General features: G+C 61.7%; 14 protein-coding genes and 1 riboswitch. Of the genes, 4 read left to right on the top strand and 10 right to left on the bottom strand.

The window, feature by feature from the left end; translation table 11 throughout:
• Positions 1-8: 8 nt before the first annotated feature.
• The gene (gene bcsN / locus QTL96_RS10565) at positions 9-1,001 is read right to left on the bottom strand and encodes a cellulose biosynthesis protein BcsN (RefSeq protein WP_289727889.1); all 993 of its coding nucleotides are present in this window, start codon (positions 999-1,001) and stop codon (positions 9-11) included.
• 714 nt (positions 1,002-1,715) lie between these two features.
• On the opposite strand from bcsN, the gene QTL96_RS10560 reads away from it, so the two are divergent.
• From QTL96_RS10560 to QTL96_RS10545, 4 genes are all read left to right on the top strand, one after another.
• The gene (locus QTL96_RS10560; protein WP_289727710.1) at positions 1,716-2,900 is read left to right on the top strand and encodes an efflux RND transporter periplasmic adaptor subunit; all 1,185 of its coding nucleotides are present in this window, start codon (positions 1,716-1,718) and stop codon (positions 2,898-2,900) included.
• Positions 2,900-6,052 carry an efflux RND transporter permease subunit gene (locus QTL96_RS10555; RefSeq protein WP_112943263.1) on the top strand — a complete coding sequence of 1,051 codons (3,153 nt, stop codon included), beginning with the start codon at positions 2,900-2,902 and terminating at the stop codon, positions 6,050-6,052. Before QTL96_RS10560 ends, QTL96_RS10555 begins: the two co-directional genes overlap by 1 nt.
• Positions 6,053-6,231: 179 nt before the next feature.
• A complete protein-coding gene (locus tag QTL96_RS10550) occupies positions 6,232-6,726 on the top strand; it encodes a histidine kinase (protein WP_289727709.1) in 495 nt (164 codons plus the stop codon).
• 50 nt (positions 6,727-6,776) lie between these two features.
• A complete protein-coding gene (locus QTL96_RS10545) occupies positions 6,777-7,196 on the top strand; it encodes a hypothetical protein (RefSeq protein ID WP_289727708.1) in 420 nt (139 codons plus the stop codon).
• A gap of 14 nt (positions 7,197-7,210) precedes the next feature.
• On the opposite strand, the gene QTL96_RS10540 is transcribed toward QTL96_RS10545, so the two are convergent.
• The 9 genes from QTL96_RS10540 to QTL96_RS10500 all read right to left on the bottom strand — a co-directional run bounded on the left by QTL96_RS10540 (position 7,211) and on the right by QTL96_RS10500 (position 19,660).
• Entirely contained in the window at positions 7,211-7,471 is a 261-nt protein-coding gene (locus tag QTL96_RS10540; protein ID WP_289727707.1) for a DUF982 domain-containing protein, read from the bottom strand.
• Between the two features lie 325 nt (positions 7,472-7,796).
• The gene (locus QTL96_RS10535; RefSeq protein WP_113009115.1) at positions 7,797-8,021 is read right to left on the bottom strand and encodes a hypothetical protein; all 225 of its coding nucleotides are present in this window, start codon (positions 8,019-8,021) and stop codon (positions 7,797-7,799) included.
• A 167-nt stretch (positions 8,022-8,188) separates the two neighbouring features.
• The gene (locus QTL96_RS10530; RefSeq protein ID WP_112819834.1) at positions 8,189-8,392 is read right to left on the bottom strand and encodes a hypothetical protein; all 204 of its coding nucleotides are present in this window, start codon (positions 8,390-8,392) and stop codon (positions 8,189-8,191) included.
• A gap of 254 nt (positions 8,393-8,646) precedes the next feature.
• Positions 8,647-10,416, bottom strand: coding sequence for a sulfite reductase subunit alpha (locus QTL96_RS10525; protein ID WP_289727888.1), 1,770 nt, complete (start codon positions 10,414-10,416; stop codon positions 8,647-8,649).
• Positions 10,417-10,418: 2 nt separating this feature from the next.
• Positions 10,419-15,929, bottom strand: a complete 5,511-nt coding sequence (locus QTL96_RS10520) for a glutamate synthase-related protein (protein WP_289727706.1) — start codon at positions 15,927-15,929, stop codon at positions 10,419-10,421.
• Positions 15,930-16,371: 442 nt separating this feature from the next.
• Entirely contained in the window at positions 16,372-17,412 is a 1,041-nt protein-coding gene (locus QTL96_RS10515; RefSeq protein ID WP_289727705.1) for an ABC transporter substrate-binding protein, read from the bottom strand.
• Positions 17,409-18,197, bottom strand: coding sequence for an ABC transporter ATP-binding protein (locus QTL96_RS10510; protein ID WP_289727704.1), 789 nt, complete (start codon positions 18,195-18,197; stop codon positions 17,409-17,411). Before QTL96_RS10510 ends, QTL96_RS10515 begins: the two co-directional genes overlap by 4 nt.
• Positions 18,194-19,018, bottom strand: a complete 825-nt coding sequence (locus QTL96_RS10505; protein ID WP_112943254.1) for an ABC transporter permease — start codon at positions 19,016-19,018, stop codon at positions 18,194-18,196. The genes QTL96_RS10510 and QTL96_RS10505 overlap by 4 nt, the downstream gene beginning before the upstream one ends.
• 33 nt (positions 19,019-19,051) lie before the next feature.
• Entirely contained in the window at positions 19,052-19,660 is a 609-nt protein-coding gene (locus tag QTL96_RS10500; protein WP_289727703.1) for a YkoF family thiamine/hydroxymethylpyrimidine-binding protein, read from the bottom strand.
• Positions 19,653-19,763: riboswitch (TPP riboswitch) on the bottom strand. Its footprint overlaps the gene before it by 8 nt.
• Positions 19,764-19,765: the final 2 nt, after the last annotated feature.

The raw sequence follows: 19,765 nt of genomic DNA, 5'->3' as shown, positions 1-19,765 counted from the left end.
GCTGATCGTCATCTCTGGCAGGCGGCACTTGCCGCCGTGTTGCCGATGCATTCCGGCGACGGCACGTTCACGCCGGTCGCTGTCATCGTCTGTTGCGAGGCGTGCTGGCGCGCGGACGCATTGGGCAACGTGGGTGCACCCATCGGAGCCTGTGGCACGTTTTCGGAAAGGTCGGGTCCCGGCACGCGCGGGCCGATCGCCGGCGGCAAAGTCGGCGCCGCCGGCGCCGTGGCGGCAGGGCGAACCGCTGCGCGGCGCACCGGCGCTGGGCGCGAGAAGGTCTGCGTCGGCGCCGGTTCGTAGCCAATCGGCATCGGTGTGGAGCGATAACCGCCTTCGTCGGGATAGATCGGGTTTCCCGGCCGCCCGATGGTGGGGTCGCCCCCTTGCGTCATGCCGTAAGGGTTCCAGATTTCGCCGTTGAACGTGCCGATAACGGTATATCCGTACATCACACCCAGCAACTGGCGTTCGGTCGCGCGTGCATCACACAGGCGCAGGCGAACCTGGATCATGCCGAAATTGCGGGCCTGTGTCTGGTCGGAGCGGCTGGAGCGGATCTGCTGCCATCCATAGACGCAGGTATCGCCGCTGCGGCTGGTGCCGGAGGCGTAGCCGAAGGGGCCGTAGCTGTTTTGCAGGAAGGTCGCCGATCGCGCCATTCGCACGCCGGGGATGGAGGCAGCCATCTCTCGTCCAATGGCGGTCTCATTGACCATTTTATACGATGAGTTGCCGGCACCAGGGTTTTCGCCGCGCCCGCCGAGAAACTGCACCTTCAGGAAATTTTGGCCTGGAACAGATGACGAGGTGAACAGCGAGATGGACTGATCTACGCCGTTGCCACGCTTCTGCTCTACTACGCTCACGATCGATGGCCCGCCGGGTGGCGGCAGGACAAGCGCCTTCTCGCTCGCAATCGTTTCAGCGGCGCTCGGTTGTCTGATATTTCCAGTCGATGTGCAGCTGGCAGCAAGACCAGCCAACCCAGCAAGGGCCATCAATCTTAGCAAACCCATGTTTCCGATCGCCGCAATCGTATTTCCCTGTATCCGGCGCAATTTTGGCGCCCGGACTTCGAATCAACGACCAGACGGCCGTTAAGCATTCTAAACGACGGATATGGTTAACCAATCGTTAATTTGCGCGTCATCGGAGTGATGGCGGTGGAGAGTGAACACAAAAAGTTGCTTGCGTCGATAGGTCGCCTCCCAAGCGGCTATGCTCGGCCTTTCGCTGCGCAGCGCCAACGAAATTAGACCTGGCTAATAACGAAGATGAGAAGATGCTTTAGAGTAGGTTTATGATGGGAAGACTTCTATTTGACGACCCCGGGAGCCTCCCGGCGAAACCGTGTCTGCTGTCAACAGCAAGCCATTCATGAACGAGCTTTATAGCCCTATGCTGATTTGGGCATCTTAACATGTTCGGACCGAGCTGTTAGGTAGAGGCTAGACCGAGCTCCGCTCCGGTCGGCGGTTAAATACGGGATATAAAAGAATAAACTGGAAGCAAAGGCAAAGTGCTGGCTGTTTCCTTATCGATGTGCGCAGGTTCTTCGAGGCAAGGCGGGCGACAAGCGAAATTCGTTTGATTGCTTGCGGGTGGAACCTCGCTGGCCAATTTTCAAACCGGAATAAAGCTTGGCGGAGGAGCCAAGGGGAGGAGGGAATTAAGGTTGCTCGGTGAACCGAGCCCAAGTAAAGGCGAATATAGTGCAAAATAAAAATCAGCGGCGTTTTTCCACCGTTCGCAGCGGCGTGCTTGTGGCGGCTGTATCAATATTGATGTCCTCCGTGGCAATGGCCCAGCAGGCTGCTTCCCCGCCTCCTCCGTCCGTTACGACCGTGAAAGTTGCCGCCAGCTCTGTGCCGCTGAGCTACGAATACGCCGCGCGTGTCTCGGCGTTTCGCCAGACGGAGGTCCGCGCCCGCGTGAGCGGCATCCTGTTGAAGCGCAACTTCGTCGAGGGCGCCCAGGTCAAGGCGGGCGATGTACTATTTCTCATCGATCCCGCGCCCTATGAAGCCGCACTGATGCAGGCACAGGCCGGGCTCAAACAGGCGCAGGCGCAGCTCAGTCAGGGCATCCGCGAGGAGAAGCGCAACATCAGTCTCTTTGACCAGAATGTCGGCAGCCAAAAGAGCCGCGATGATGCGATTTCGGCGCGCGAGCTCGCCGAGGCGGCCGTCGCCTCCGCTCAGGCCCAGGTCACGACCGCCGGGCTCAATCTCGGCTATACCAAGGTGACTGCTCCGATCAGCGGCATCACGAGCCTTGAGCAGATGTCCGAAGGCAGCCTGATCAGCACTGATTCAAGCTTGCTGACCAACATCACCCAGCTGGACCCTGTCTACGTCAACTTCTCTTTCTCGGATTCCGAGGCGCGCGAAGTCCGCCATCTCATCGATCTGATGAAGAGCAAGGGCCAGGAACAGAAGCTGCGCGTCAAGCTGACATTCGGCGACGGTTCGACCTACGACCACGAAGGCGTTGTCGACTTCACGTCCGCGACCGTTGACGTCAACACGGGCACTATCCAAGCCCGTGCGATCATCGACAATCCGGATCGCCAGCTGATCCCCGGCCAGTTCGTACGCGCCACAGTAAGCGGCGTGACCGCCGATGACGCGATCGTCATCCCCGAGGTGGCGCTGTTGCAGGGGCCGCAGGGTCAATTCGTCTACACCGTCGGCAAGGACGGCAAGGCAAAGATCAATGCGGTTACACTCGGCCAGAAAGTCGGCAGCAACTGGATCGTCAACTCGGGTCTCGAGGCCGGTGACCAGCTGATTACCGAGGGCGTCATCAAGGTGCGGCCGGGTTCGGCCGTCAACGCGACGGCTGAAGCCGCCGCGGCCGACGGTGGCAAGGATACGAAAGAGACGGCGTCAAACTGATGGGTAATAGGTTCTTTATCGACCGTCCGGTCTTCGCGGCGGTCATTTCCATCGTCATTGTTCTGGCGGGTCTTTTGGCCCTGCGGGCCCTGCCGATTGCACAGTATCCCGAGCTTGTACCGCCGCAGGTCGTTGTGACTGCGAGCTATCCCGGCGCCAGCGCCGAGACGGTCGCACAGACCGTTGCGGCGCCGCTCGAGCAACAAATCAACGGCGTCGAAAACATGCTCTACATGCAATCGACGAACTCCAACAGCGGCACCATGCAGATCACGGTGACATTCGCGCTCGGCACCGACCCGGACCAGGCCGCGATCAATGTCAACAATCGTGTCCAGCGTGCGACCTCGACCTTGCCGCAGGAAGTCACCCGTCAGGGTGTCGTTGTCGCTAAGCGCTCGAATTCCATTCTTGCCTTCGTGGCGATGTTCTCCAACAACGCGCAATATGACCGCGCCTATGTCGGCAACTACGCGCTCTTGAACGTCATCGACGACCTGAAGCGTCTTCCCGGCATTGGCGACGTCAACGTTCTGGGTGATATCGACTATTCGATGCGCGTCTGGCTGCGGCCGGACAAGATGGCGCAGTACGGCCTAACGCCGAGCGACGTGTCGACAGCCATCCAGGAACAGAACTCGCAGTTCGCCGCCGGTCGTTTTGGAGATCAACCGAGCGCAACCGGCCAGCCCTTCACCTACAGCGTCTCGACACAAGGCCGCTTGACGGATCCGGAAGCCTTCGGAAACATCATCCTGCGCTCGACCAGCAACGCGGCGACGCTCAGGTTGAAGGATGTAGCACGCATCGAACTTGGCACCAAAAGCTACGCGGTGCAGAGCAGCCTCAACGGTACGCCGGCAGTTCCGATCGCGATCTACTTGCAGCCGGGCGCCAACGCGCTAAACACGATGCACGAGCTCTCAACGCGCCTGGCGGAACTGAAGAAGTCCTTCCCCGATGGGATTGACTATCGCATCCCCTACGATACGACGAAGTTCATTCAGGTCTCGATCGAGGAAGTCATCCACACCTTCTTCGAAGCGATCGCGCTTGTCGTCATCGTGGTGTTCCTGTTCCTGCAGAACTGGCGAGCGACGCTCATCCCGGTGATCGCAGTTCCGATCTCGATCATTGGTACCTTCGCGGGCATGTACCTGCTTGGGTTCTCGATCAACCTCTTGACACTCTTCGGCCTGGTGCTGGCGATCGGTATCGTCGTGGATGACGCGATCGTGGTTCTCGAGAATGTTGAACGCTTGATGACGGTGGACAAGTTGTCCCCCAAAGACGCGGCGATCAAGGCAATGGGCGAAGTGACCGGACCGGTCGTTGCCATCGTGCTCGTGCTCTGCTCGGTCTTTATCCCCGTCTCCTTCATGGGCGGGCTTGCGGGCCAGATGTACAAGCAGTTCGCCGTCACGATCGCGATCTCCGTGATCCTATCGGGCATCGTCGCTCTGACGCTGACGCCCGCTCTCTGTGGCCTGATCCTGAAGCCAGGTCATCACGAACCGGCGCTGCCGTTCCGCGTCTTCAATCGCGCCTTTGAGCGCTTGACGTCGGGCTACACGGCGGGAGTTCGCTTCTTTGTCAAGCGTTTTGCCATCGGACTTGTGCTGGTCGGCGCCTTGCTCGGTGCGACAGGCTATCTCTTCTACTCCATTCCGGGATCGCTCGTTCCCGACGAAGACCAGGGCTGGGTACTGCAGATCGCAATCTTGCCACCGGCCGCAGCGCTTCCGCGCACCGAAGCTGTCATGAACCAGGTGGTCGAAAACACCTCCAGGCTCGAGGGCGTTCATGACGTCTTTGCGGTTTCCGGCTTCGATATCCTCGCCGGCGGCATCAAGAGCAGTGCCGGTGTCTCCTTCATCATTCTCGATGACTGGAAGGAGCGCACGACGGCGGCCCTGGACGCCCGAAACATGGCCGGGCCGATCATCGGTGCCAATAGCGGCATCAAGGACGGGATGGTTCTCGCCTTCAATCCACCGCCGATCCAGGGCTTGAGCACCACGGGTGGCTTCGAAGCCTATGTTCAGGACCGTGGCGGCAACGGTATCGCGAACCTTGCCGAACAGGCCAATGCTCTCGTGGCTGCGGCTTCCAAGCGCCCCGAGCTGACTGCCGTGCGCACCACTTTCGATGCTAGCGTTCCGCAATACCACGCGGATCTCGATCGCGAGAAGGCAAAGGCGCTCGACGTGCCGATCAACACGGTCTTCGATGCCATGCAGGCGACGTTCGGTAGCCTCTATGTCAACGACTTCACACTCTACGGCCGCAACTATCAGGTCAATCTGCAGTCGGAATCGGCTTTCCGCCAATCGCCTGACGATCTCCGCCAAGTGTTCGTCCGCTCGACCAATGGCAACATGATCCCGCTGGATGCGCTGGTGAAGGTTACCCGCATTATCGGTCCGGACCAGGTCGAACGCTTCAACGCGTTCAACTCGGCCAAAGTCACCGGTAACCCGGCTCCCGGCTATACGTCGGGTGACGCCATCCGCGCATTGCAGGAGGTTGCCAACGAGACCTTGCCCGCGAGCTACCAGATCGCCTGGACAGGCTCGGCCTACCAGGAACTGGCAACGGGGGGCGCTGGAACGCAAGCTATGCTCTTCGGCATTATCATGGTGTTCCTGATCCTTGCCGCGCAGTACGAGAAGTGGACGCTGCCGTTGGCAGTTATAACCGCCATCCCGTTCGCGCTCTTTGGTGCGTTGCTAGCAACGATGCTGCGCGGGCTGACAAACGACGTCTACTTCCAGATCGGTATGGTCACGCTGATCGGTCTGGCCGCCAAGAACGCCATCCTCATCGTCGAGTTTGCCGTTTTGAAGCGCCAGGAGGGACTGACGGCCGGCGAGGCTGCGATCGAAGCCGCCCGCCTGCGTTTCCGCCCGATCGTCATGACGTCGCTGGCATTCATCCTGGGTGTCGTGCCGCTGGCCGTCAGCACGGGTGCGGGCTCGGCCAGCCGTCACGCCATCGGTACGGGCGTTATCGGAGGCATGCTCGCGGCAACGTTCATCGCGACCTTCTTCATTCCGATGTTCTACCGCCTGATCGCCTGGAAGGCGCCGAAGCCTGCGGATAGCCTGCAAGCGGCTCACGGCAACAGCGCGTCGATCGTTCCCGGCGAGTAAAGTCGATCTTTCGAACAACGGGTCGGCGCGGACATGATGTCCACGCCGGCCCGAACTGTTTCTGGGCCTAAACCATTTCTGGGGTGGAGCGGACTCGCTGCGACTGCGTGCGGATCTTCTTAACGTCGCAACGCTAATATGCACCCGCACACATGTTCTCTAACCCCCAGGGACCTTACATGAAGACGATTATCGTCGGGGCGCTTCTTGCCGCCCTCATACCCGGCGTCAGTCAGGCCAAGACGCTTGCATTCCCGAGCGACGAGCCCATCGCGCAAATCGCCATTCCCGACAGCTGGGAACCCGAGGAAACCGAAACCGGCATCCAGGCGACGTCCGATGACTCGGCCATCTATCTCTCGATCGACGTCGCCGACGAGAAGAGCACGGACAAGGTCATCGACGACGCCATCGCCTTTCTTGAAAAGAACGGCGTGAAGGTTGACGGCTCGACACAGAAGAAGTCCGACGAGCCGATCAACGGCATGGACATGACCAACTTCGACTGGACCGGCACCGACAATGACGGCGCCGTCAATATCGGCCTCTCGCTGCTCTCACCGAAACCAGGCAAGCTGCTCGTCATCACCTATTGGGGATCGCAGGGGACACAGGAGGCACATGGGCCTGAACTCCAGGCGATCATCAGCTCCCTGAAACCAGCAGCCGAGTAATATCGCGCGGGCACGGCTCTACCGTGCCTGCCTTTGCTCCCGAGGTCACCGTGCGCTTCTTCAAATCCTGTCTTATTTTTTCCATGCTGTCGGCCGCGAGCCCGTCATGGGCCGACGCGTACAAGGCCGTCAGCAACACGGCCATGTCGGTCACCGGCGACATCTCGATGGACGACTTCAGCATCACCTTTGAAACGGGTGACGAGCTGTCGTTCTCCAATCTGGTCGCCGATCACTTCATCGTCGATGGCGAGCGTGTACCGGCTTCAGTCTATCGAGTGGCCGATCCTTCCGACCCCGAGTTACTGAACGGTAATCGTCTCTGTGGATCCGGGCCGGTCACCTATGTCGTGGATTGGTCCGCCGGAGATGGCTTGGCCGCTATCGCGGTGTTTACCGGTCATCATGCGCCGAAAAGCTCCGACGAAATGTGCGCGTCCTACACGTTCGAGGAAGGCGTCGAGGAGTGAGCGCGCTGAAGCGGTTATAGCGGGACCGGTGCGGCGGGCACCACGTCATAAGGCACCTTGGCCTCATCGGCCGCGGCGATAAAGGCGAGGCGCGCATCTTCCGGCGATGCCTTGCCGATCGCGACGCCGTCGCACACTTCCAGGGCGGAAAAGTAGGCCTTGCCCTCTGCGACCGGCCAGGCGGTAAAAAGCATTTTGAGCGCCTCACGAGTAAACTGGTGACCGTGTAAACGGCGCCGGTACGACGGCAGGCGACCAAAACAGGGATCGTCCATGGTCTCGTGTCCAACGCTTTCTACCCCTCGAAGCGCATTTTGTTGGCGATAGCCCGTGTGGGGCTGCCAGCGCGCTCTTAATATATAGCATGTTCTTAATGCATCAAGCGTGGGTGCACGTGGTGCAGTTGTCTGCGGACGTGAAAAACCCGGTGCGAGGGGCTGCACCGGGCTTTTTGGTTGGACTGCATTGGGCTTGCTGATCCAGCAACGCGGATTTCAATACGTTGCGCAGATAAAACCCCCCAGCTGCAGAAAAGTTCCCAAAGAATATCGAGTGCTCATTCTTGCACATTGTCAGGTCAGCAGAACAACTGCGGGCCTGCTATTCCTCGACAACGCCGTTCATCAGCCCATCGAAAACTTCCAGCATAGCGTCGGCAATCGCTTGGCCGAGCGCGTTGCCAGCCTGGCCGATCTCCGTGTCACCCATGTCTCGCGCCGCAAGCGCGAGCGCCGTTCCCTGTTCGCTGACAATCAGCTTGGCGCGCTCGATCGCCCAAAGCGAGAAGTCGTTGCGGTTGTCGATCGTTACGGTTTCCGGTTCCATGGCCAATTCCTCTCGTTGGTTTGCGCGCTTAGTAGCCTCTTTGCCGGGGATTTCGAAGCACAATCCTCAATACGGGCGACAGCGCGCTCATGTCACGAGTAGGTAGCGGGGCATTCGCTTGCCACATCCACGGCAGGCGAGTGTACCACATGATAACAGTCGAACCGTCAGTTGGGATCGAGGTTCTTCATGCTGCGGCGCTTGTGTCGCAGTTCAACGATCTGGCGCATCTGTGCCAGCCTAAGTTCCAGCGCTGTCCTGTCCATCGAAGGGGGCAGCTTGCTGAGTTCATCCGCAAGGATATCAATCTCCTTGAGGAGGAACGGTAAATCGAAACCTTCATGTTCCATGTTTTCCGCCATGCCATTCATGCAAGCGATTCTTGCCTGCATCGATTTACATGCTTCGCTGTCACGGCTAGGCGAGTCTCGTTCAACGTTCTTAATATCCAATAAACTATAGCCAGTAGCGTGCCGAAATGACACCGCGCCGTGCCAAGAGAGCACGAACGCTCACGTTTTCCTACCCGGCACTTGGTCCGTGTTGATTAACGCGTTCGAGCGGCCGATGTTTTCGACCGCTCTATGGCATGTTCGGATTGTGACGGGCCCAGTCGGTCCCGGCCCTAGTAGACGTCGCGAACGTATCGCTTCTGTCGCTTCAATTCGTTGACGTAGGTCGTCGCGGCATCAGCGGAATGGCCGCCGTGGACGGCAATGATGTCGTGCAGGGCGTGATCCACGTCGCGCGCCATTCTGGTTGCATCGCCGCAAACATAGAAGTGCCCGCCCTCTTCCAGCCACGCGTAGAGCGCCTTGCCGTTCTCGCGCATGCGGGTCTGCACGTAGATCTTTTCCTGCTGGTCGCGGGAAAAGGCCAGATCGAGCCGCGTCAGCAGCCCGGCGCTGCTCATCGCAGCAAGCTCCTCTTCGTAGATGAAATCGTCCGCCCGGTGTTGGTCGCCGAAGAATAGCCAGTTCCGACCCGTCGCGCCGCACGCCAGCCGCTCCTGCAGGAAGGCCCGGAACGGGGCGATGCCAGTGCCGGGGCCGACCATGATAACAGGGGTAGAATCATCCGAGGGAACGCGGAATGCCTTGTTCTGCGACACGAAGATGCCGGCCAGATCGCCTTCTGTTCGATCCGCCAGATAGGTCGAGCAGACCCCGCCATGCTCGCGGCCGTTGGTGGTGTAGCGCACGCTGGCAACGGTCAGGTGCACCCGTCCCTCGGCAGCAAGCGGGCTCGAGGAGATCGAGTAGGCGCGGTGCTGCAGCGGCTTCAGCAGACCGACGAAATCGGCGGCGCTCATCGCGTTCTCGGGGAGCAATTGCAGGAGGTCGAGACTGTCCTTGCCCCACAGCCAGTTCTCCAGCGCTTGCCTGTCCCCATGGCGCAGGATATGGCTGAGCTCTTCGTGGCTGGCGCGCCTTTCGATCTCCGCGATCAACTCGCGCGAAGGCGTGGAAATCTCGAAGCTGGTCGTCAACTCTCGGCCCAGGGGCTGGGCGAGGCCGGAAACGGCCGCTTCCGCGTCGGCACCCAAGCGCTCCAGAATGGCCGAAACAAGGGCCGGATTGTTTACTGGCATGACGCCCAGCGCATCGCCAGCTTCGTAAACCAATCCGCTATCGCCAAGATCGAACTCGAAATGCCGGATCTCCTTTGCGGATCGGGCGCCCGAAAGCAACCGGTTGAGGGCAAGGGTCGCGGGATAGGGCGACTTCCTGTTCCATTGCGACTTCTCGCGGACAGGCAGGGCCGTCGCTTCGGCCAGTTCCGCCGGCTCTGCGGCTCCGCCGTCGATCGCTGCCGCGACCGGCAGGGTCTCGCCCACCCAGGCCGATGCGGCATCCTCGTAATCCACGTCGCAATCCAGGCGGTCCGCCATCCGGCGGGCGCCGAGTTGCTCCAGCCTGGTATCGATCAGCTTGCCCGCCTGGCAGAAGCCATCATAGCCGGTGTCGCCGAGCGCCAGCACGCCGAAATTCATCGCCTCCAGCCTCGGCGCGCTATCCGCCGAGAGCGCCTCCCAGAAGAGTTGCGCATTATCCGGCATCTCGCCTTCGCCATAGGTGGAGACCACCACGATCACCCGCTTCATCGTCGCGAAGCGAGCCATGTCGATATCATCGAGCGCCTCGACCACCGGCTGCATCCCGGCAGCGCGGGCAGCTGTTGCCGCATCCATGGCGACACCTTCGGCATTGCCTGTCAGCGTGCCATAGAGGATATGCAGCAGGTTTGAGGCCTGCTGCTGCGGCGCGGACGCGAGAGCGTTGCTGCCGTCACCATCCATTGCCAGGCGAGAGTGGAGGCCAGCCAGGAAGCCGGAAAGCCAGGCGCGCTGGTCGCCATTGAAGGGGGCGTCTGCGGGGACATAGGGCACTTTCATCGTCACACTCGGCTTGTTCTGGCAGATGTCGTCAGGTCGGAGACGGCGCGCTTGGCGAACAGCTCCTCGAAGCTCGGCAGGCGCCTGATCCTTTCGATGTTGCGGGCATGCTGGTGGATGATCCAGCCGTAGGTGCCGGGGCTATCCATCGACAGGATGTTGCGGCGCGCCAGCGCCTCCTTGTAGTCGGCGAGCCGCTTGGCGGCGATCATCACCGACAGCTGTTCGTCGCTGTGGCCATCTATAGCGTCGCGTGCGTGCCGCATCAGCTTGCTCATCAGGGCGAAATCCTCCGTCAGGATGAGGTTTCGCACAGCCTTCTCTACGGCTGGCTCGGATGGTCCGAGTGCGTTGGGCACACGCGCCATCGCCAGCCCCTGCGCCATGGAAAGCACGGTGTAATTGTTGAGAAGCGCGAACATCTCGTCCGTGTCAGTCTCCCCGTAGCCGGGCACCCGGCCGTTGAGCACCGGCTTGCGGTCGCGGTAGGCCAGCTTGAACTTGCGGACCTGATGGGCAGCCAGCGCCGAGGCCAGTTCCTCGATCAGCTCCTTGCGTGCCTTTGCCTTCAGGATCGCGTCGCTATCCTGGTACAACAGCAGCGCCCGTGGCATGCCATAGACGAAATTGTGCTGTTCGCTCTCCCAGTTCTCCAAGAGCCAGCGCGCCTTGGACGAGCCGGTCGCAGTCAGGTGCCAGGTGAGCAGCATGTGCACGGCTTGGCGATGGATTGCCGCTTCATCGCCTTTGTCGGAAATCGAGCCGAGCAGGATCGAGTCGTGACTGACCTTCTTCGGCAGATCGCCATAGGGGTCGTACTGATAGACGAAGCCGCCGCTCATGCCATTGCCGAAGCCCTTGCCGAAGCTTCCGAGGTTGAGAACCGCGCCATTCGTCATGTATTCGCAGCAGAAGTCGCCGACGCCCTCGACAACTGATGTCGCGCCGGAATTGCGGACGGCAAAACGGTCCCCGGCCTGGCCTTCCACGAAGGTGCGGCCGCCGGTGGCGCCGAAGAGCGCGAAGTTGCCGATCAGCACGTTGCCGCCCGCCTCGTCGGAGCCGCCGCCCGGCGACTTGACGACGATGGTGCCACCGCAGGCACTCTTGCCAACGCCGTCATTGCAGGTGCCGGTATGGGTGAGCACCATGCCGTCATTGCAGAACGTGCCGTAGGATTGCCCGGCCGAACCCGAGGTCGCGATATTGACCGATCCGGGCTCGAGGAAGCGGCGGCCGCGCTCGTCCCGGCGAACGGCCGGCAGGGTGGCTGCCGTGGCGGCATCGATCTCGTAGTTCAGCATCCGCTCGATATCGACCGCCAGCTGCCCGCCGACGCTCTTGTTGCAGTTGTTGAGGAAGCGGTTGCCGCCGAGTTCGACGGTCGCCTTCCCGTTTTCGATCAACGCCGACTGCACGAGCTCGAGGAAGCCATCATCGACGGCGTAGTCCTTCTCCATATAGACGGGGTCGGTAATCTTCACCTCCTCGACCACGCAAAGCATCGCGCGGAGGTCAAGCTGCCCGACGCTCGAGGGGTGATCGAGGAGATGAAGGAGGTCGGAACGCCCGCGCGCCTGGCGCAGCGACGGCAGGCCGAGCGATGCCAGGAGCTCGCGGGTCTCGTGGGCGATGTTGAGCAGATACTGCGCAAGCGCCCTCGGATCGCCGTTGAAGACCTCCTGGTTGGTGGTCAGCCCGGCCGGGCACTTGATGTTGCAGTTCTTCGCCATGACGCACTTCAGCATCATCAGCGCGGTGGTGCCGAACTCGAAGCTGTCGCCTCCAAGCAAAGCAGACTTGATGACGTCGCTGGCCGTCTGGTGCGCGCCCGAGCAACGCAGCGTGACCTTTTCGCGCAAGCCATTGGCGCAAAGCGCCTGGTGAACCTCGGCGATGCCGATCTCGGCGGCGCGTCCGGTGTATTTCAGGCTGGTGACGGCAGCGGCACCCGTGCCGCCGGTATTGCCGGCGACATTGATGACGTCGGCGCCTGCCTTGGCGACGCCGACGGCGATCGTGCCGATCCCTTCCGACGAGACGAGCTTGACGACAACACGCACGCGCGCCGCCTTCGCATCATGGATGAGTTGCGCCAGATCCTCGATCGAATAGGTGTCGTGATGAGGGGGAGGCGAGACGAGCTCGACGCCGGGCGTGCCGCCACGGGCGGCCGCGATCTCAACGGTCACCTTGGGCGAGGGCAGCTGGCCGCCTTCGCCGGGCTTGGCCCCCTGGCCGATCTTGATCTCGATCTCCTCCAGCATCGGATCGGCGAGATAACCCGCCCATATGCCGAAGCGCCCTGAGGCGAACTGCTTGATCTTGGACGCGCGGATCGTGCCGTAGCGCGACAGATGCTCACCGCCTTCGCCGGAGTTTGACATGCCGCCTGCCATGTTGGTGCCGTGGGCGACCGCTTCATGAGCGGCGGCCACGAGCGCGCCGTGGCTCATGGCGCCCGAGGCAAGCAGCGGCGTGATCTCGCTTGCGTTCTGGACGTCGCAAAGCGGAATGCTGGCGGGCGCGGTGCGCAGCAGCGAGAGGTAGTCGCGGGCTTGTCCTGTCGCCTGTACGGCAAGAGCGCCGGCTTCCAGCCAGTGGCCGACGATGTCGCTTTCGAAGCGCTTCACCAGCGATTGTGCAAGCGCAGAAAGCAGCGTCAGCTGGCCGCCATTGGAGGCCGTCAACCGCAGCCGGAACTCGTCGTTACCGGTCCGTTCGCAGGCAAGGCCGCGCACCATGAAAGCGTTGTTCCCAATGCGGGAAAATCGGCCCATCTCGCGCCTGAAATCCTCGGCATTGCTGCAAAAGCTGACATCGGCGGGCAGATCCAGCACATCTCGCAATGCCGCTGGGCGCCTCATGCGCTCTTCCATCATCATGCGGGCGAAGGCGCGGTAGCCGGGCGTGATCTCGAAGCGGTCGATCGCCTCGGGTGTCAGCTTTTCGAAGCTGGTGCTGTAATAGGCGGCATCGTTGAGGCCGAAGGCATCTTCCAGCCGGTTGAGCGGCAGGAGCCGAAAGAATTCGGACTGGTCGGTGTCGCTGGCCATCCGCTCGAAATCAATCTTCTCCTCGGTCATGTCGACGAACCCACGCACCGCGGTCGTGCCGTAGGAGTGACCGGCGCCCTCGGCGCGCTCCTTGAAGAGACCGAGCAGCGGGATAGCGTTTTCACCGGTGACTGTGAGCGCCCGCATGTGCCAGTCGCACACCGCCTGAGCGATGACGGTGAAGTTCACGCCACCAACAGGGGTCTTCACATTCGGGAAATAGCGGCGCAGCACGGGATCGTTGGTGTCGAGGAAGTTGGGCTCGAAGAATTCACCGGCGATGTAGCTTTCGGCCGTGCAAAGACCAACCTTGCCCATCGTCTTCATCAGCGACTTTTCCGCCGCCTTGGCGAAGCGCTTGAACGCCTTGTCGGCGTCGGAGCCGAACTTCTCCTCGGCCCGGAACTGAACGCCGAGCGGATAAACGGCGGAGGCACCGAAGCCAAGCGCAGCGGCAATATGATGAGACGAGGAGATCTGGCCGCTCTCTGCGATGATAGAGACCCGCAGGCGAAGGCCGGTCTCGATCAGACGCTGGTTAAGCGCGGAGATGACGATGATCATCGGCAGGGCCGCGCGGTCGCGCGCCACATGGCGATCGGTGACGACGGCGATGCCGCCCTCTTCGGCCGCGAAGGCCTCCACCGCGTCGCACAACCTGGAGATCGCGTCCTCCAGCGCCTGCTCGTTGGCCTTGGGATCGCCGGCAACGGGCGTGTAGAGCATCTCGAAGCGGCGCAACGGCGTCTCGCGCTGCTCGCGGATCTTCAGCATGTCGAGATGGGTAAGGATCGGCGAGCGCACGACGATCTGCCGGGCGGCTTTGGCGCCGATGTTCGGCTTGGCGCCAAGCGCGACGCGAAGGGTCATGCCGTCGGCTTCGCGGATGCTGTCGAGCGGCGGGTTGGTGACCTGGGCAAAACGTTGCGAGAAATACTTGGCGACGCCGCCTTCCTGGTCGGAAAGGGCGTTGATCGCATTGCCGTAGCCCATTGCCGAGATCTTCTCGGCACCCGTCGCCAGCATCGGATCCATCAGAAACTTGAAGCTTTCCTGATTGTGGGAATAGGCGACGTAACGCTGATGACGCTCGAGATCGCCATTGTAGCGGAGTGGGGATCCCTGCTGGTCGGCTGGGACTTCGGGCAGGTCCTCGAGGCGGATGCGGGCCTCGGTGAGAAGCGTTTTGTAGTCGCGCTGCGCCGCCAGCATCTCGAGCGCTTCCGGTGTCGAGAAGGATCGGCCGGCCGCGTGGTCGAAGTAGAGCATGCCGCCGGCCTCGATCCGGCCACGCCGGAGAACAGTCTCGGGCGGAAAGGCGATCTGGCCCGCTTCAGACATGACGCAGAGATAGTCGGATGTCTCGACGGTGCGCAGTGGCCGCAGGCCGAGCCGATCGAGCCTGGCGCCGACGATCGTGCCGTTGCCGAAGATCAACGCGGCCGGGCCGTCGTTCTTCTCCTCGTATAGCGAGAAATACTCGAACATTGCCCTGACGTCCTTAGACAGCGTGTCGTCGTTCTCCCAGGCCGGTGGCATCATTGAGACGACGGCGGTGACGAGGTCGAGGCCGTCTTCCATGACGCGGCTCTGCAGGGTCTGATCGAGACGGCAGCTGTCGGACTGGCCCTTCGGGCGGATGATCGCGGAATTGCGGGCGAGCGCGATTGCGGCCTCGGAGAGGCGGTTCTTCTTGTCGGTATTCAGTTCGCCATTATGGGCCATCAGCCGGAAGGGCTGGGCCATGGACGGGTGCGGGTCGGTGTTGGTGGAAAAGCGTGTGTGGAAATACATGGTGTGGATTTCGTGCGCGGGATCCACGAGGTCGCGGAAGTAGGGCAGAACTTCGTTGGAGTTCAGCCGACCCTTGAAGACCTGGGTGCGGGCGCTGAGCGACAGGGGATAAAAGCCGGCCAGAGCCGGATCGGTATAGGCAACGGCTTCGATGGCAAGCAGTGCCTTGTGGATGCGCCAGTCGAATTCGGCCGGCGTCTTCGCCGTCTTAGGAGCTGCGAACACCCATTGGCGGATCGGCAGCTGGTAGCGCATGGCGATCGGGCGGATCGCGTCATTGTCAACAGGTACGTCCCGAACGAGAAGCACGGGTAAGCCCTCATCGGCCAACGCCGCCCCGATGATATCGGCCGCGCGCTGGTGCTCATTCGGGTTATTTGGGAGGAAGAAGTTGCCGACGCCGAAACGACCGGCTGCGAGATCCTGCTTGCCGGTGAGGCCGCGGAAGAAGGAGAGGGAGAGATCAACAGAGATGCCGGCGCCATCGCCGACGCCCTCCGCCGACATGCCGCCACGATGCGGGACGGCGCAGAGCGCCTCGTGGCCCCTCTTCAGCACGTCGTGGGTCTGAACGCCGTCCTTGCGGGTAATGAAGCCGACACCACAGCTGCTCTTGTCTTCACTGATGTCGTAGAGGCCAGTAACCCGATCTTGTGCGCTCATCTGCCCGTCTCCCTTGGTCGCGCCTTGGCGCGTGTCGTTTCAGTCCCGCAGGCGGAGCCGCAGGTGACCTGGCACGCTCCTCCGCTGGCGATTTAAAGGCGTTTTTTATTGGCGGTATGCGTGGACGCACGCGTGGCGGCCGGCTGCGCAATCGCTGCCGTGAGGACCGTCACTTTGCTATTGCCGCGTGCTGTCATCGTCAAAATCGACCCACGTAACGGTCGCCGATGGCTGACCTCTCATTACGTCAGCATTGCTTACTTATCTTGATCATCGGAGTCAAGTTTGACTCCAACATGGGCGTGATTTTCCTCACGGCCTGCTTGCCTGCGGCACCGGCAGGTGAAACAAAAAGAAGCGACGTTTCAAAAACGCCGCCTCTTTCTATACAGTGAAGGTTCTGCCGCGAGATCTCGCGAAAGCCTTCTGGTCAATTTCTAAATCATGCAGCGTCGAGTGGGATATTGCTAAAATACTGTGCGAAATCCGGCGCTGCTGTAAGCGCCTTGCCATTGGCATCCTTCAGTATTTTCGACTTGAAGAGATAGTCGCCGATCGCCGTCATCTTGGCCGGATCGATGCGGCCGGTGATGCCATCCGGTGTGCGGAAGTAGTGTCCGTCGATTAGCGCCTTCAACGAGGCCTTGACCAACGCGGGATTGGTCAGTGCGTCGCTATTGGCCGCGATCATGAGCTCGACCGCGTCGTCGGGATGATCCACCGCGAACTCGAAGCCCTTGCGCGTCGCCCCCAGGAAGGCGCGGGCGAGGTCCGGCTTCTCGTCCAGAAATGCCTGGCTGGAGGCAAGTAGCGTCGTGTGCTCGTCCGGAACGCCATAATCGGAGTAGCGAAAGGCGCGTTGCTTCATCCCCTCGAGTTCCGCCTGCACGCCCTCCCAGGTGTAAACCTCAAGCGTGAAATCGACGCTGCCGTTGGCGAGCGCCTGATAGGCGGAGGTGCCGAGCGTCACGGTCTCGAATTCGCCCTTGCCGCCGTCATGGCGGATGAGCGAGCCGATCAGCGCGTTCTCCCAGGCGCTGCCGAAGCCGCCATAGGTCTTGCCGTCGAGATCTTTGGGGCTGCGAATGTCGTCGCGATCGGCATTGAAGACGAGACGTCCGGTCTCTGTCTGGACGACGGCGTAGGTCGCCACCAGATCGGCGTCTGCCGTGCGCTGGGCCATGAGGCCGATGGTGCCGACAATTCCGAAATCAGCGACATGGTTGGCGACGAGCGTACCTGCCGAAGTGTCCGTGTAGGGCAGGATCTCCACGTCGAGGCCCGCATCGCGGTAAAATCCCTTGTCGCGGGCCACGAAGAGGCCGATGTGGTTGGTATTCGGCGTCCAGTCCAGGGCGACCTTGACAGGGCGCTTCTCCTCGCTGCGGGCCGGCTTCGACAGAAGCGGCGATATTGGCAGCGTCAGAGCAAGCCCTGCGGCCGAAGCCAAGGCTGCGCGGCGGGTCAGCATCGCGTTTTTCATCGTGGTTCCTCCAAGTTGGTCCTTGTGGCGTCGTTCGGGGCATTGAAGAGCGTGTTGAGAATGTCGGCCTCGATCTCGGTCGCGCGCGCACGCGCCGCGCCGTCCAGTATGCGCGGGCGTGGGAGATCGACGGTGATCTCGCGGATAACGCAGGCCGGGCGGGGCGAAAAGATATAGATGCGGTCGGAGAGATAGACCGCTTCGCGCACATCATGGGTGACGAGCATCGCGGTCCAGTCATGCTGCGACCACATCTCTTCCAGCCAGCGCTGCATGCCCGCGCGTGTCAATGCGTCGAGCGCGCCGAACGGTTCGTCGAGCAACAGCATCGGCTTGTCCTGGACCACGGTGCGCAGCAGTGCCGCGCGCTGCCGCATGCCGCCGGACAACTCCGCCGGATAATGTTGCTCGAAGCCGTCGAGGCCGAACTCGGAAAACAGCGGCAGCACCCGCCGGCGCGCCTCGGCGCGGTGTATGCCTTTAACCTCGAGACCGAGCGTGGTGTTGTCGACTATGCGTCGCCATGGCATCAGAGCGTCGCGCTGTGGCATGAAGGCAAAGGGGCGGATTGTTCCGTTTAGCATATGGCCGTCGAAGCGCATGCTGCCGCCATCGGGTTTGCGAGCGCCGGTGAGCAGCTTGAACAGCGTGGATTTTCCAGAGCCCGAGGGCCCGAGAATGGAGACGAATTCGCCGGGTTTGACTGTCAGAGAGATGTCCGACAGCACTGGGGTTTCGTCGTAGCGGCAGGTGATGTGATCGAGTTCCAAGCGCAGCACGGTCATCGGCCGCTTCCCTTTCCGCGTCTCGCCCATGGCATGGCTAGGTGTTCGGCGATGACGGTGAGGGAAAACAGCGTGAGGGTCAGCGCGGCGCTGACGAACACTGCGGCCAGTACCAGGTCGGGTCGGAAATTGTTCTTGGCGTTCAGCATGTAGATGCCGAGCCCTTTGGCAGCACCCGCGTATTCCGCGAAGATCGCGCCGACGACGGCGTAGGTGATGGATATACGCAGCCCAGCGAAGAAAAAGGGCAGGGCGGACGGCAGGCGGGTAAGCAGGAACTGCTTCCAGCGCGGCGCGCCCATCGAGGCAACCAGTTGCTGCAGCTCGTCCTCGGTCGATTGATAGCCCTGGCAAAGCGCCACCAGAATCGGGAAGAAGGTAACGAGCGCGACCAGCAGGATCTTCGGCATCAGGCCGAAGCCGAACCACAGAACGATCAACGGCGCGATGGCGACCAGCGGCAGCGTCTGGCTGATGATGAAGAGCGGAAACAGTGCGCGACGCAGGGACTTGCAGAAGTCGATCAGCACCGACAGGGTGAAGGCGCCCGCAAGCGAGCAGCCGAAACCGGCAAGCGTGGCCCTCAATGTCGGGAGCGTATTGTCGAACAGGGCCTGCCGGGACTGGAAGGTCTGCGCAAGCACGCGGGACGGCGCGGGCAAGGTCGTGGGCGAGATGCCTGACAGGCGGACATAGGCCTCCCAAGCTGCCACCAAAAGGCAGACGGCCGCGATTGCCGGCAGGGCCCGGCTCAGAGCGGAGCGGATGTTGTGTTGCAGGCCGTGAAAGACCTGCCGTGAAGGCGGGCGTGATATCGACATGGAGCAACCGTTTGGGCGAGCCTGGGTCGGCGCTTAGCGCTTGGACGGGCTGTTTGCCGCGACGGTAAGGTCGATCGTCACATGGCCCGCCGGCGGGCCAAACCGCACCAGCGCCTCATGCACGGTCGCGAAAACCGCACCGGTGTCGCCGCGCAGCTTCGTGCAGAAGTTCTTCGATTTCTCGAAGACACCGGAATTCTTCAGGAAGTCGATGCAGCCGTAAATCTCGTCCATGTGGCCGTCGATCCCGAGCGTATAGAGCGAAAACTGCGCGGCCGTTTCCTGGCCGATAACAGGCGCGTCCTTGACCGCCTGGTGTGCGCGGGCCTTGCGCTCATCAAGCGGCGCCATGGGGCCGGTCAGTTCGGGCGTCTGGCAGATCGGATCGTCAGGCTCGCCGGGGCAGCCGCGCGAAATGGTCGCGTGCAGGACGCAATGCTTGCCGCTGCTGGCGGCTGCCGCAAACAGATCGCGCATGGCGGCGAAGACGACGTCGGGCGTGCCGATGATCAGCGTCGAAATGTCGTCCGTCTCGATCCGCAGTCTGTCACGATGGGGATCGAGCGCAGAAAGCGCATGGGTGATGACACCGACGAAATCGTCGGTCATGGGATATAGTGAAATCTGCGCGCCGGAAAACATCGCTCTACCTCGCTCCGCTGGCATTATCCAGATCAGCTTGAGGGTCCACGATCATGCGACCGTATCTCAGCCCCGGCATTACGGAGCACCCCTGTGATGCCGGGG

Source organism: Rhizobium sp. S163, from assembly GCF_030380805.1.
Classification (GTDB): domain Bacteria; phylum Pseudomonadota; class Alphaproteobacteria; order Rhizobiales; family Rhizobiaceae; genus Rhizobium.
This window is presented reverse-complemented; position numbering and strand designations above follow the sequence as displayed.